Source organism: Sterolibacterium denitrificans (assembly GCF_900174485.1).
Lineage (GTDB): Bacteria > Pseudomonadota > Gammaproteobacteria > Burkholderiales > Rhodocyclaceae > Sterolibacterium > Sterolibacterium denitrificans.
Genome location: NZ_LT837803.1, coordinates 2,211,570 through 2,225,036, shown reverse-complemented (window position 1 = coordinate 2,225,036; position 13,467 = coordinate 2,211,570). Strand labels below are relative to the sequence as shown.

The 13,467-nt window shown below is 64.9% G+C and carries 11 protein-coding genes; 8 read left to right on the top strand and 3 right to left on the bottom strand.

Annotated elements, in window-relative coordinates; all coding sequences use genetic code 11:
* Positions 1 to 2: 2 nt before the first annotated feature.
* On the bottom strand, positions 3 to 365 hold the full coding sequence (locus SDENCHOL_RS10090; RefSeq protein ID WP_154717440.1) for a c-type cytochrome: 363 nt from the start codon (positions 363 to 365) through the stop codon (positions 3 to 5).
* 180 nt (positions 366 to 545) lie between these two features.
* Here SDENCHOL_RS10090 and mutS point away from each other — a divergent pair, with 180 nt between their 5' ends.
* The 8 genes from mutS (at position 546) to moaE (ending at position 11,182) form a co-directional block, all read left to right on the top strand.
* Positions 546 to 3,194 carry a DNA mismatch repair protein MutS gene (gene mutS, locus SDENCHOL_RS10085; RefSeq protein WP_172955055.1) on the top strand — a complete coding sequence of 883 codons (2,649 nt, stop codon included), beginning with the start codon at positions 546 to 548 and terminating at the stop codon, positions 3,192 to 3,194.
* Between the two features lie 541 nt (positions 3,195 to 3,735).
* Positions 3,736 to 4,842, top strand: a complete 1,107-nt coding sequence (locus SDENCHOL_RS10080) for a carboxynorspermidine decarboxylase (protein ID WP_197706897.1) — start codon at positions 3,736 to 3,738, stop codon at positions 4,840 to 4,842.
* A 55-nt stretch (positions 4,843 to 4,897) separates the two neighbouring features.
* On the top strand, positions 4,898 to 6,334 hold the full coding sequence (locus tag SDENCHOL_RS10075; protein ID WP_154717116.1) for a saccharopine dehydrogenase family protein: 1,437 nt from the start codon (positions 4,898 to 4,900) through the stop codon (positions 6,332 to 6,334).
* A 137-nt stretch (positions 6,335 to 6,471) separates the two neighbouring features.
* On the top strand, positions 6,472 to 8,466 hold the full coding sequence (locus SDENCHOL_RS10070; protein WP_154717115.1) for an ATP-dependent DNA helicase: 1,995 nt from the start codon (positions 6,472 to 6,474) through the stop codon (positions 8,464 to 8,466).
* On the top strand, positions 8,463 to 9,809 hold the full coding sequence (locus SDENCHOL_RS10065) for a hypothetical protein (RefSeq protein ID WP_154717114.1): 1,347 nt from the start codon (positions 8,463 to 8,465) through the stop codon (positions 9,807 to 9,809). Before SDENCHOL_RS10070 ends, SDENCHOL_RS10065 begins: the two co-directional genes overlap by 4 nt.
* 60 nt (positions 9,810 to 9,869) lie before the next feature.
* Positions 9,870 to 10,364 (top strand): molybdopterin-guanine dinucleotide biosynthesis protein B, encoded by a 495-nt coding sequence (gene mobB / locus SDENCHOL_RS10060; protein ID WP_154717113.1) that lies wholly within the window; start codon positions 9,870 to 9,872, stop codon positions 10,362 to 10,364.
* A 100-nt stretch (positions 10,365 to 10,464) separates the two neighbouring features.
* Positions 10,465 to 10,719 carry a molybdopterin converting factor subunit 1 gene (gene moaD / locus SDENCHOL_RS10055; RefSeq protein ID WP_154717112.1) on the top strand — a complete coding sequence of 85 codons (255 nt, stop codon included), beginning with the start codon at positions 10,465 to 10,467 and terminating at the stop codon, positions 10,717 to 10,719.
* 1 nt (position 10,720) lies between these two features.
* Entirely contained in the window at positions 10,721 to 11,182 is a 462-nt protein-coding gene (moaE, locus tag SDENCHOL_RS10050) for a molybdopterin synthase catalytic subunit MoaE (RefSeq protein WP_154717111.1), read from the top strand.
* A 97-nt stretch (positions 11,183 to 11,279) separates the two neighbouring features.
* Here the strand turns inward: moaE and SDENCHOL_RS10045 are convergent, their stop codons facing one another.
* Positions 11,280 to 11,804, bottom strand: a complete 525-nt coding sequence (locus tag SDENCHOL_RS10045; RefSeq protein ID WP_154717110.1) for a phasin family protein — start codon at positions 11,802 to 11,804, stop codon at positions 11,280 to 11,282.
* Positions 11,805 to 11,942: 138 nt separating this feature from the next.
* A complete protein-coding gene (glpK, locus tag SDENCHOL_RS10040; RefSeq protein WP_154717109.1) occupies positions 11,943 to 13,454 on the bottom strand; it encodes a glycerol kinase GlpK in 1,512 nt (503 codons plus the stop codon).
* Positions 13,455 to 13,467 lie beyond the last annotated feature (13 nt).

The following is a 13,467-nucleotide window of genomic DNA, read 5'->3' as shown; positions in this document are numbered from 1 at the left end:
CCTTACTCCTGTGGAAATCCCGTCAATAGCCGCGCCACGATCCATTCGGCTTCCGCTTCGCTGATGATGGCCTGCCACGGCGGCATCGCCGTGCCCGGCCGTCCCTGCATGATCGTTGCCACCAGGCCGTCGGCGGGTTTGTCGCGCAGGTTTTCCGGCAGCAGGGGCGAGCCCAGACCGCCTTTCAGCGTCATGCCATGGCAGGAGCCGCAGTCTTGGCGCACCATGCGCACCAGCTCGACCCGGCGCTTGGCGCCGGGTTGCGCGCCGTCCGTGTCTGCGTTCGTCGTTTCCGCCAGCGCCGGCGGCGGCAGGCACAGCAGGGCGGGCAGCAGGACGATGGGCAGGAGTGGCGGTTTTTTCATGGCAAACATGGCAAGGCGTATTGCTCGTATTGCTTTGGAAATACTTTGGAAATGAAACATTGTACTTGCGAAGCGTAGCAGCGCAGCTCGCCTGCCACATTGCGGCAAATCAAGGTACTGTCGCCGGAACTGCAATCACTTAAAATCGCCGGATTCGACACGACGCACATTGACCGACACATGGAAAAGGCGACGCGCCCACCTGGCGAGGACGGCATGGAGCAGGCCAAGCACACGCCGATGATGCAGCAGTATCTCGGCCTCAAGGCCCGGCATCCGGACATGCTGCTGTTCTACCGCATGGGGGACTTCTACGAGCTGTTCTTTGCCGATGCCGAAAAAGCGGCGCGCCTGCTCGACATCACGCTGACCAAGCGCGGCCAGTCGGCCGGGCAGCCGATTCCGATGGCGGGCGTGCCGTTTCATGCGATGGAAGGCTATCTGGCGCGGCTGGTGAGGCTCGGCGAGTCGGTGGCCATCTGCGAGCAGATCGGCGATCCGGCGGCCAGCAAAGGGCCGGTGGAGCGGGCGGTGACGCGCATCGTCACGCCCGGCACGCTGACCGATGCGGCCCTGCTCGACGACAAGACGGAAAGTCTGCTGCTGGCCGTGTGTTGCGAGCGCCAGCACGCCGGGTTGGCCTGGCTGAATCTCGCCAACGGCGAGCTGCGCGCGCTCGAATGCGCCGTCGATGCGCTGCCGGCGCAATTCGAGCGCCTGCACCCGGCCGAGGTGCTGATGCCGGACGGGCTGCGCAGCGAACCGACCGGTTTCGAGCATGCGCGCGGGGCGGCCGTGCGCCGCTTGCCGGACTGGCATTTCGATGCGGCGGCAGCCGCGCATCTGCTGGCCGAACATTTCGGCACGCGCGATCTGGCCGCCTTTCTGCCGGAAGATGCCGGCATCAGCGAGGGTTTTGCGCTGGGCCTGGGCGCGGCCGGGGCGTTGTTCCAGTACGCTCACGCCACGCAGCGCCAGGCGCTGGTGCATGTCACCGCGCTCAAGGTCGAGACGGCGGGCGAATACCTGCGCCTGGACGCGGCGACCCGGCGCAATCTGGAAATCAGCGAAACCCTGCGCGGCGAGCCGGCGCCGACGCTGCTTTCGCTGCTCGACGGCTGTGCGACCAGCATGGGCTCGCGCTGGCTGCGTCACTGTCTGCATCATCCGCTGGCCGATCAGCAACTGGCGGCGGCACGCCACGAGGCCGTCGGCGAACTGCTGGAAATGGGCAGCGGGGGCGGCGCAGGTGACAGCAACGCCTTGCACGACGGTTTGCGCCAGGTGTCCGACATCGAGCGCATCACCGCCCGCATTGCCCTCAAGAGCGCCCGGCCGCGCGATTTTTCCGCGCTGCGCGACAGCCTGGCCGCGCTTGCCGGGCTGCGCGAGGCGCTGGCCGCGGCAAATGCGCCGCTGTTGCTCGATGCCCGCCGGCAACTGGCCACGCCCGGGGATGTGCTGGATCTGCTGCAGCGCGCGATCCGTCCCGAACCCTCCGTCGTGCTGCGCGAAGGCGGCGTCATCAACGACGGCTACGATGAGCGGCTCGACGAGCTGCGCGGTCTGCAGAACAACTGCGGCGAATTCCTGCTGGCGCTGGAAGCGCGCGAGAAAGCGCGGACCGGCATCGGCAGCCTCAAGGTCGAATTCAACAGGGTGCATGGCTTCTATATCGAAGTCAGCCATGCGCATGTGGAAAAAATACCGGATGACTACCGTCGGCGCCAGACGCTGAAGAATGCCGAACGCTACATCACCGCGGAGCTCAAGGCTTTCGAGGACAAGGCGCTGTCCGCCAACGAGCGCGCGCTGGCGCTGGAAAAGCAGCTTTATGAAGCACTGCTGGACAGCCTTGCCGCGCACGTTCCCGTCTTGCAGCGCATTGCCCGCGCCGTGGCGCTTGTCGATGGCCTCAACGCCTTTGCCGATGCGGCGCGGCGCCTGGATTACTGCCGGCCTGAATTCCAGAGCGCGCCGGGCATCGGCATCCAGGGCGGGCGGCATCCGGTGGTCGAAACCCAGGTCGATGACTTCATCGCCAATGACACCCAGCTCGGCACGACGCGGCGCATGCTGCTGGTGACCGGGCCGAACATGGGCGGCAAATCGACCTACATGCGCCAGGTGGCGCTGATCGTGCTGCTGGCCCATTGCGGCAGCTTCGTTCCCGCGCGCGCCGTGTGCATTGGCCCGGTCGATGCCATCTATACGCGCATCGGCGCTTCCGACGATCTGGCTTCGGGGCGTTCGACCTTCATGGTCGAGATGACCGAGGCGGCGGCGATCCTGCATGGCGCCACCGATAAATCGCTGGTGCTGATGGATGAAATCGGCCGCGGCACGTCGACTTTCGACGGCATGGCGCTGGCGTATTCGATCGCCCGCCACCTGATCGGGAAGAACCGCGCCTTCAGCCTGTTTTCGACGCACTATTTCGAGTTGACGCGCCTGGCGCAGGATCATCCGGAGTGCATCAACGTGCATCTGGATGCCGTCGAGCACGGCAGCCGCATCGTCTTTCTGCACGCCGTCGAGGAAGGTCCGGCGAGCCAGAGTTACGGGATACAGGTGGCCGCGCTGGCGGGCATGCCCGGCGGCGTGATTCGCGATGCGAAGCGCCACTTGAGCCTGCTGGAAAACCGCGAGCTCGCGCAGCGCGCCGATTCGCATCAGCCCGATCTGTTCGCTGCCGCCCAGGCCGCGCCGCCCGCCGAAGCCGAGCCGCATCCGGCGCTCGAGGCCCTGCGCGAACTGGATCCCGATGCCCTGTCGCCGCGCGAAGCGCTGGAGCGGCTGTATCGAATCAAGTTGCTGGCGGAAGAGTGAACGGGCGGCTGCCGCCGCCGCCCGATTTGCCCCATCGCTGAAGCCGCCGATCTTTTGCCGCACTTGGTGGCGGTTTCCCGTTAGAATGCACGCTTCTTTCGCGTTCTCGAAAGAACCATCTACTGGTTGGGAAAGGTCGCCATGCATAAAGACGCCCTCGTCCAATTGGGGATTGTCTCAGTGTCTCTGAACACCTCCCAAAAGGAAAAGCATTTCCGCCGCCGCATGCGGCACACGCGCCTGTCTGCGCGTCGTCGCTGCCTGTCCGCGCGCAATATCGCTCATCGCCGAGCCATGTTGCCGATACGCCTGTATCCGATGCAGGACCAGGTGTGCCATAGCCGAACGCCGGCCTGATCCAGGCGGCGCTGCTTCCCGCGATTTACTGCTGCGCTGCAGCCTTCTGCGTGACGGCCGAGCCGTTTCTGGCGGTTGCGTTTGTGTGCTTGTTGCTTTCCAGCAGCCATCTGCTCTTTACCTTTCACTTTTCACCCTCCGCGCGTTTCAGCGGGTCAACCGATAGCGCTGCATTTCAGGAACGATGACGATACTGACTCCGACGCCCTGCTACCTCATCGACAAGGCCGCCCTGCAGGCCAATCTGCAGCAGGCGGCGCGTCTGCGCGCGCTGTCCGGGGCGCGCCTGCTGCTGGCGCTGAAGTGTTTCGCCACCTGGCCGGTGTTCGACTCGATGTGCGAATACCTCGATGGCACGACGTCCTCATCGCTGTTCGAGCTGAAGCTGGGGCGCGAGAAGTTCGGCGGCGAGACCCATGCCTACAGTGTGGCCTGGGCGGATCACGAGATTGCCGAAGCCGTCGGCCAGGCCGACAAGATCATCTTCAACTCGATTTCCCAGCTCGAGCGCTTTGCCGGTCAGGCGGCCGGCATCCCGCGCGGGCTGCGCCTGAACCCGCAGATCAGCGCATCCGGCTTCGACCTGGCCGATCCGGCGCGTCCCTACAGCCGCCTCGGCGAGTCCGACGCGACGCGGATCGAGGCGGTGATCGGGCAGTTGGACGGCTTCATGATCCACAACAATTGCGAGAACCGCGACTATGCGCGCTTCGATGAATTGCTGACCCATCTGGAAGAACGCTACGGCCATCTGCTGCAGCAAGTGAGCTGGGTGAGTCTGGGCGGCGGCATCCATTTCACCGCGCCGGGCTATCCGCTGGAAGCACTGGGCGAGCGCCTGCGCCGCTTTGCCGAACGCCACGGCGTGCAGGTCTATCTGGAGCCGGGCGAGGCGGTGGTGCAGGGGAGCGCCACGCTGGAGGTGACGGTGCTCGATACGCTTTACAACGGCAAGCATCTGGCCATCGTCGATAGCTCGACCGAAGCCCACATGCTGGATCTGCTGATCTACCGGCAGCCGGCGCGCATCGAGCCGAATGCCGGTCCTCATCGTTACATGATCTGCGGCAAGACCTGCCTGGCCGGCGACATCTTCGGCGAATACGACTTCCCCGCGCCGCTGGAAGTCGGCGCGCGTCTGTCGATACAGGATGCGGCGGGTTACACCATGGTCAAGAAGAACTGGTTCAACGGCATCCGGATGCCGGCGATTGCCGTCCGCGAGCTGGACGGCCAGGTGCGCGTGGTGCGCGAATTTGATTATCCGGAGTATGTGGCCAGCCTCGGCTGACCGAGCCTTCAACATTTTCCTGCAAAGGATTCCTTAGCGAACGGAGCAAACAGCCATGAAAAGGAACATCCTCATCATCGGTGCCGGCGGCGTTGCCCATGTGGTGGCCCACAAATGCGCGCAGAACAATGCGCTGCTGGGCGAGATTCACGTCGCCTCGCGGACGTTGGAAAAATGCCATGGCATCGTCGAATCGGTGATTGCCAAACGCAGTCTGCAACAGCCGGGTGTCATCCAGGCGCATGCCCTGAACGCGCTGGATGTGCCGGCGACGGCGGCGCTGATACGCGCCACGGGCGCGCGCATCGTGATCCAGGCGGGTTCGTCCTTTCTCAACATGGCGGTGCTCTCCGCCTGCATCGAAACCGGCGCGGCCTATATCGACACGGCCATCCACGAGGATCCGGCGAAGGTCTGCGAGACGCCGCCGTGGTATGCCAACCATGAGTGGAAGCGGCGCAACGAATGCGCCGCCGCTGGCGTGACCGCCATCCTGGGGATCGGCTTCGATCCCGGCGTGGTGAATGCCTATGCCCGCCTGGCGCAGGACGTGTTCTTCGACCGCATCGATTCCATCGACATCATCGATACCAATGCCGGTTCGCATGGCCGCTATTTCGCCACCAACTTCGATCCGGAGATCAACTTCCGCGAGTTCACCGGCACGGTCTGGTCCTGGCAGAACCGCCAGTGGACCGCGAGCAGGATGTTCGAGCAACGCGCCGAGTGGGATCTGCCGGCTGTCGGCAGGCAAACCACCTATCTCACCGGGCATGACGAGCTGCACTCGCTGTCGCGCCACCTGGACGTGCCGGATCTCCGTTTCTGGATGGGTTTTTCAGACCACTACATCAATGTGTTCACCGTGCTCAACAAGCTCGGCCTGCTGTCCGAACGGGCGGTTCGTCTGCAGGATGGACGGGAGGTGGTGCCGCTGCACGTAATCAAGGCGCTGCTGCCCGATCCGGCTTCACTGGCGCCGGACTACCAGGGGTTGACCTGCATCGGCGACCGGGTGCGCGGCATGAAGGACGGCCAGCCGCGCGAAATCTTCATCTACAACGTCTGCGATCATGCCGAGTGCTACCGTGAAGTCGGCAGCCAGGCGATTTCCTATACGGCGGGCGTGCCGGCCGTGGCGGCAGCCATCCTGATCGCCCGCGGCATCTGGGATGCGCGGCGGATGGTGAATGTCGAAGAACTGCCGCCGCAGCCTTTGCTGGCATTGCTGGACGAGATGGGTTTGCCGACGCGCATCCAGGAGGCGGCAGACGATCGTTCGCTGGCCGAGGCCGAGATGCTGCAGGAGGTCCGGCAGCGCGCCGGCACTGAATCTGCCGACGCTGACACCGATGCCGACACCGACGCCGATGCCGGGATCGCGGCGCAGCTTGCCGCAACCGAGCGGGCGCCGGGCGGAGCGCGGCCACTGGCGGATTACCGCTATGGCCACGCGGTGGCCGGCATGCCGCGCACGGATCGCTACGGCTAGAGCGTCCGGGCATCGCGCCCGCGCCTCCGGTGCGGCCGGGCGGGCGGCGTGGCGCTCGGCACATGGCGCATGGCACATGTGTACATGGCGCCCCGGCGCGCCGTGATAACATCGCCGGTTCTGCTCCAAGCGCCATCATGTCCGATTTGTCCGCCACCAGCGACGTTGCCGACGTCGTTGCCAAGTTCCCCGCCGTTGCCGCCGCCTTTGCCGCGGATGGCAAGCTATCGCAGGCGATCGGCGGTTATCGGGCGCGTCCGCAACAACTGGAAATGGCGCTGCGGATTGCCGCCGCAATACGCGACGACAGCGTGCTGGTGGCCGAAGCCGGCACGGGTACGGGCAAGACTTTCGCCTATCTGGTGCCGGCACTGCTTTCCGGCGGCAAGGTCATCATCTCGACGGGAACCAAGACGCTGCAGGATCAGTTGTTCGAGCGCGATCTGCCCGCCGTGCGCGAGGCGCTGGGCGTGCCGGCCAGCATTGCGCTGCTCAAGGGGCGCGCCAATTATGTCTGCCATTACCATCTCGAACGCGCCATTGCCGATGGGCGTTTCCAGTCGCGCGAGGAAGCGGGGCACATCCGCAGCATTGCGCGTTTCGCCAAGACCAGCAAAACCGGCGACAAGGGGCGTCTGGCCGCGGTGCCCGAGGATTCCGGCGCCTGGGCGGCGGCGACGTCGACGCGCGAAAACTGCCTCGGCCAGGAATGTCCGCATCATGCTGAATGCTTCGTCCTGGCCGCGCGTCGCGAGGCGCTGGCTGCCGACATTGTGGTGATCAATCATCACTTGTTCTTTGCCGATGTGATGCTGCGCGACGAAGGTGCCGGCGAGTTGCTGCCCGCCTGCAATACGGTGATCTTCGACGAAGCGCATCAGTTGCCGGAAGTCGCCGGCATGTTCTTCGGCAGCAGCCTGGGCAGCGGTCAGCTCGTCGATCTGGCGCGCGATGTGCGCCTCGAAGCCGTCGCCGCGGCCAAGGATTATCCGCCGTTGCAGGATGCCGCCCGGGCGCTGGAAAAGGCGGCGCGCGACCTGCGCCTTGCCGTGCCGCAGGAAAATGCGCGTCTGCCGGTTGCGCAGTTGGCCGACAACCGGGCGTTCCAGGCAGCCTTGCAGGTGCTCGATGAGATGCTGCAGGACTTGTCGCGGCATCTGCAAACCCAGGCGGAGCGCTCCGAGGGGCTGGCCAGTTGTCTGCAGCGCAATGAGGAACTGCATCAGCGCCTGAAAGACTGGCGCAAACCGGAAGATGCCGGCCAGGTGCGCTGGGTGGAGATCTTCAGCCATGCGCTGGCGCTCAATCTGACGCCGCTCGACGTGGCCGACATTTTTCGCCGCCAGCTCGAAGGCCAGCCGCGGGCGTGGATCTTCACTTCGGCAACCCTCGCCGTGGGGCGCGATTTCTCCCACTACTGCGGCGAACTCGGCCTGGGCGCGGCGGCAACCGGCTACTGGGAGAGTCCTTTCGATTATGCCGGCAATGCCTTGCTGTACGCGCCGACCGGCATGCCCGATCCGAATCATCCGGACTACGCCGAGGCGGTGGTCGAGGCAGCCTATCCGGCCATCGTCGCGGCCGGGGGGCGGGCTTTCGTGCTGTGCACTTCATTGCGCGCCATGCGGCGCATCCACGAAACGCTGGAGGCGCGTTTTGCGCGCGACGGCATCGAGTTTCCCCTGCTGCTGCAAGGCGTCGGGGCCAAGGGGGAGTTGCTGGAGCGTTTCCGCCGTCTCGGCAATGCCGTGCTGATCGCCAGCCAGAGTTTCTGGGAAGGCGTGGATGTGCGGGGCGCCGCGCTTTCGCTGGTGGTGATCGACAAGCTGCCGTTCGCGCCGCCCGACGATCCGGTGCTGGCCGCACGCATCGAGCAGATGCGCAAGGCTGGCAAGAATCCCTTCATGGAATATCAGTTGCCGCGTACCGTGATCAGCATGAAGCAGGGTGCCGGCCGTCTGATCCGGGACGAGAACGATCGCGGCGTGCTGATGATTTGCGATCCGCGCCTGGTCGGCAAGCCCTATGGTCGGCGCGTCTGGCAATCCCTGCCGCCGATGCGGCGCAGCCGCGATGCCGCCGATGTCGAAGCCTTTTTCGGCACGGCGCGGAACAGCGATGGTGCCTCATGACGACGGTGAAGCCTGTGCGCTTCGGCAGGCAGGATTGCCATTCCCTGGCGGAAAGACTGAATCTCGATTGCCAGTGCGTTTCTCTCGATCGCCAGGCGCTGCGCGGCGAGCTGGCGCATGCGCCCGATGGCGAGCTGCTGGCGCAGTTGATAGAAACGGATCGGCCGCATCTGTTCTCGGATTCGACGGTATTCGTCGGCGAGGAGAATATCCAGCGCATGGCGGCGTTGATCGCTGCCGTCGAGAGCGTGGTGAGGCTGCCGGTCTATGCCGGGCATGTGCTGGCCCATGCGCCCGAATCGGCAAGGCATGTCCCCAGGGCGCATGGCGTTTTCCTCGGTTACGATTTCCATTTGCCCGCCGCGCCGGGCGGCTGGCCGCAGCTCATCGAGATCAATACGAATGCCGGCGGCGGCCTGCTCAATGCCCTGCTGGCACGCGCCCGCCGGGCCTGTTGCGACAGCGTCGATACGCTGCTGCCGGGCCGGGTGGCGGGCGCTGCGCCGGAGCAGTTGTTCATGGAAATGTTTCTTGCCGAATGGCGGATCTCGCGGCCCGGCGAGGTGTTGCGCAGCATCGCCATCGTTGATGAAACGCCGGCGCTGCAATATCTCTATCCGGAATTCATTCTCTTCCGCCAGTTGTTCGAGCGACACGGGCTGGAGGCGGTGATCTGCGATCCGCGCGAACTCGAATGGCGGGCGGGCCGGCTGTGGCATGAGGGCAGGCCGATCGACCTGGTCTACAACCGCCTGACCGACTTCGCCCTGGAGGCGGCCGGCAATGCGGCGCTGCGGGCTGCCTGGCTGGCGGATGGCGTCGTGCTGACGCCCCATCCGCATGGCCATGCGCTGTATGCCGACAAGCGCAACCTGATCGCCCTTTGTGACGATGAACTGCTCGCCCGCTGGGGCGTTGCCGCCGCGACGCGCGAGCTGCTGGCGGCCGGCATTCCGCGTACCGAGCAGGTCGATGCCGCGCATGCCGATGCACTCTGGGCACGCCGCCGCCAGTTGTTTTTCAAGCCGGCAGGCGGTTATGGCTCGAAGGCCGCCTATCGTGGCGACAAGCTGACGCGGCGCGTCTTCGAGCAGATCATGCATGGCGGGGAAGCCTATGTGGCGCAGGCGCTGGCGCCCCCTTCGTCGCGGCAGTTGAGCGTGGCCGGGGTGCCGGCCAATCTCAAGCTCGACTTGCGCAATTACGTTTATGACGGCCAGGTTCAGCTCGTCGCTGCCCGCCTGTGGCAGGGGCAGACCACCAATTTCCGCACGCCGGGCGGCGGTTTCGCGCCGGTGCTGGCCGTACCGTGCAAGGATTTGCCCGCGATGGGCGGGTTGTAATGTGAGTTGCTACTTGCAAGCTGTATGTTGCAGGCCGCACATTGATTTGGGAATGAGACGATGAAAGTATTCGGTTTCGCCGGTTACTCCAATTCCGGCAAGACAACGTTGATCGAGCGGCTGATCCCGCGCTTCGTCGCGCAGGGGTTGCGCGTTTCGCTGGTCAAGCATGCCCACCACGGTTTCGATCTCGACCGGCCGGGCAAGGATTCGTACCGCCACCGCGAGGCCGGTGCAACGGAAGTCTTTCTCGTCTCGAACCAGCGCTGGGTCTTGATGCACGAGCTGCGCGACGAGGAGGAGCCGTCGCTGGAACATCAACTGTCGCTGATGGCGCCCTGCGACCTGGTGCTGGTCGAGGGCTTCAAATACACGGCCATTCCGAAGATCGAAGTGCATCGCCCGGCCAATGGCAAGGCGCTGCTGTATCCGGACAACCCCAACATCATCGCCATCGCCGCCGATGCGCTGCTGCAGGTGCCCTTGCCGGTGCTGGATCTCAACGACAGCGAAACGATCGCCGCCTTCATTCTCGAACAGGTGGGTCTGGCATGAAGCTGCTGCGGCTCGAACTGCTAAACTGATTCGTCCGGACGCTGTCCAACATGCTGCGCGGCACCCGCAATTCCTCTTTCCCGTTTGGTGAGTTTCCTCCATGGCTCTGAAAATTCTTTATTTCGCCAGTTTGCGCGAAGCGCTGGACAGCAGCGGCGAGGAACTGGCCTTGCCCGCCGGCGTGACCAGCCTTGCCGCCTTGCGCGAACATCTGGCCGGGCGCGGCGGCGTCTGGCGCAAACTGGTCGAGTCGCAAAGCCTGCGCGCTGCCGTGAACCAGAAAATGGCCGATGCTGAAGCGGCGATTGCCGATGGTGACGAGATCGCCTTTTTTCCGCCGGTGACCGGAGGCTGAAATGTCGGTCAGCGTGCAACGGGAAGCTTTCGATGTCGCTGCTGAAATTGCGGCACTGAGCGCCAATCAGCAGAGCATCGGCGCCATCGCCAGCTTCGTCGGTCTGGTGCGCGACGTGAATGAGGATGCGGCGGTCAGCGGCATGACCCTGGAGCATTACCCCGGCATGACCGAACGCGCGCTCGAAGAAATCGTCAACGCGGCGCACGATCGCTGGCAACTGGCGCGGGTGCGGGTGATCCATCGCTACGGCCCGCTGTCGCCGGGCGATGGCATCGTGCTGGTGCTGGTCGCCAGCGCGCATCGCGGCGAGGCGTTTGCCGCCTGTGAATTCATCATGGATTATCTGAAGACCCGCGCGCCGTTCTGGAAAAAGGAAGTCGGCGCGGGCGACGCCGCAGCGGCGCGCTGGGTCGATGCGCGCGAGACGGACGATCGCGCGGCGGCACGCTGGGAACGGTGATGAAAAAAATGCTCAGTCCCGCTTGGCGGGGCTGAGCAGGGTGGCAGCGAGCGTTCCGCGCGGCGGCGATGCAGCCGCCGTTTTCAGACCCTATGTCTCAGGCGTGGCGGCGTTTCGTTGCCGGTGTTGCCGATGCTGCGGAGGTTTTGGCTTCGGTGGCAAAAGTGGTGGTTGCCGCCTTGGCGAATTGCTCGAAGGCATTCGAGACGGTGTTCATCGCCTGCGTCATGCTTTCCATGAGGTTGGTGTTCTGGCCGGGCAGGGTGCTGAACAGCGACTGGAAAGAGGCCATCATGTCCTTGTTGCCGTTGGCGTACTGCTCGCTGAGCAACTGGGCGCATTCACCGCAGGAAGCCGTGTACAGCTCGCTGAGTTGGCGCGTGGCATCCATGACGGCCTGGGTGCTGTCCTGGGCGTAGCGGGACTGCAGGGCAAGGGCTTGCTGCGGATCCTTGCTGGCCGTCTGGGCCTTGGCATTTTCGATGCCGTCTTCGAAAAGTTTTTTGATGATGTCGAGTTGCAGGGCAACCAGACGCTGCGAATTGTCGAAGGAAATTTGTGCCAGCTTCATGCAGGTTTCCAGGTTCTTGCGCTGCAATTCGCTGAGTTGATCGGATTTCATGATGCCTCCTCGGATTGGGTGGATGACAAAATCTGCTGGCTTGAATGATCGGGACTGGATTTTTAGTCTAGCACCTTCTGTGCACTGCACAATGAACGGTTGTTTGAATGTTTGCGTGTCCGGGCGCGCTGCTTTGCCTCAACCCCCGGTCTGTCGCTGCCAGGCGATGGTTTGCGCCACGGCGGCCCGCCAGTGGTCGAGCAGGCTGGCGCGCAGGGAGGGCGGCATCGCCGGCTCGAAACGCCGCTCGCTCCGCCACAGGGCGCTCAGTTCATCCGCCGACTGCCAGAAACCGACCGCCAGACCGGCCAGATAGGCCGCGCCCAGCGCCGTGGTTTCGGTGATGTGGGGGCGCACCACGGCGACATCGAGCAGGTCGGCCTGGAACTGCATCAGCAGGTCGTTGCGGGCGGCGCCGCCGTCGACGCGCAGTTCGCGCAGGCGCAGGCCGGCATCGTTCTGCATGGCGGTAAGCACGTCGGCGCTTTGATAGGCAATCGCCTCCAGCGCGGCGCGGGCGATGTGCGCGCGCGTGGTGCCGCGGCTCATGCCGAACAGGCTGGCGCGCGCATGAGGCTGCCAGTGCGGCGCGCCCAGGCCGGTGAAGGCGGGGACCAGGTACACGCCACCGTTGTCCGGCACGCTGGCGGCGAGCGCTTCGATTTCATCCGATTGTCGGATGATGCCCAGACCGTCGCGCAGCCATTGCACGGTCGCGCCGCCCATGAAGACGCTGCCTTCGAGGGCGTATTCGGTGCTGTCGCTCCGGTCGCCGAGTTGCCAGGCCACCGTGGTCAGCAACTGGTGGCGCGAGGCCATCGGCTGCTTGCCGGTGTTGAGCAGCATGAAGCAGCCGGTGCCGTAAGTGTTTTTGGCCATGCCGGGGCTGAGGCAGACCTGGCCGAAAGTGGCGGCCTGCTGGTCGCCGGCGCTGCCGGCCAGCGGGATGGCCGCGCCCAGCCAGTGCGCTTCGGTCATGCCGTAGATTTCGCTGTTGCCGCGCACTGCCGGCAGCAGTTCGCGCGGGATATCAAGCAGGGCCAGCAGCTCCTCATCCCAGCATTTGTCGTGCAGGTTGTAGAGCAGGGTACGCGAGGCGTTCGAGACGTCGGTGAGATGGCAGCGCCCGCCGGTGAGTTGCCAGAGCAGCCAGGTGTCGATGGTGCCGAAGGCCAGCTCGCCGCGCCGGGCGCGTTCGCGCGCGCCGGGAATCTTGTCGAGCAGCCACTTGAGTTTCGTGCCGGAAAAGTAGGCATCCAGCAGCAGGCCGGTTTTCTGCTGAAACAGGGCCGCGTGCCCGGCATTGCGCAGTTCATCGCAGATATCGGCGGTGCGTCTGTCCTGCCAGACGATGGCTGGCGCCAGCGGCCGGCCCGTGCTGCGTTCCCAGAGCACGGTGGTTTCACGCTGGTTGGTGATGCCGATGGCGGCAATGTCGTCGGCCGTGAGCGCATTTTTCTGCAGCACTTCGCGGGCGACGCCGAGCTGGCTGTGCCAGATTTCCTCGGCATCGTGCTCGACCCAGCCCGGCTGCGGATAGTGCTGGCGGAATTCGCGCTGGGCGATGCCGCGGATGCTGCCGCTGGCGTCGAACAGGATGGCGCGCGAGCTGGTGGTGCCCTGATCGAGGGCGAGGATGCAGGACTTCATGCGCGGTTGACTC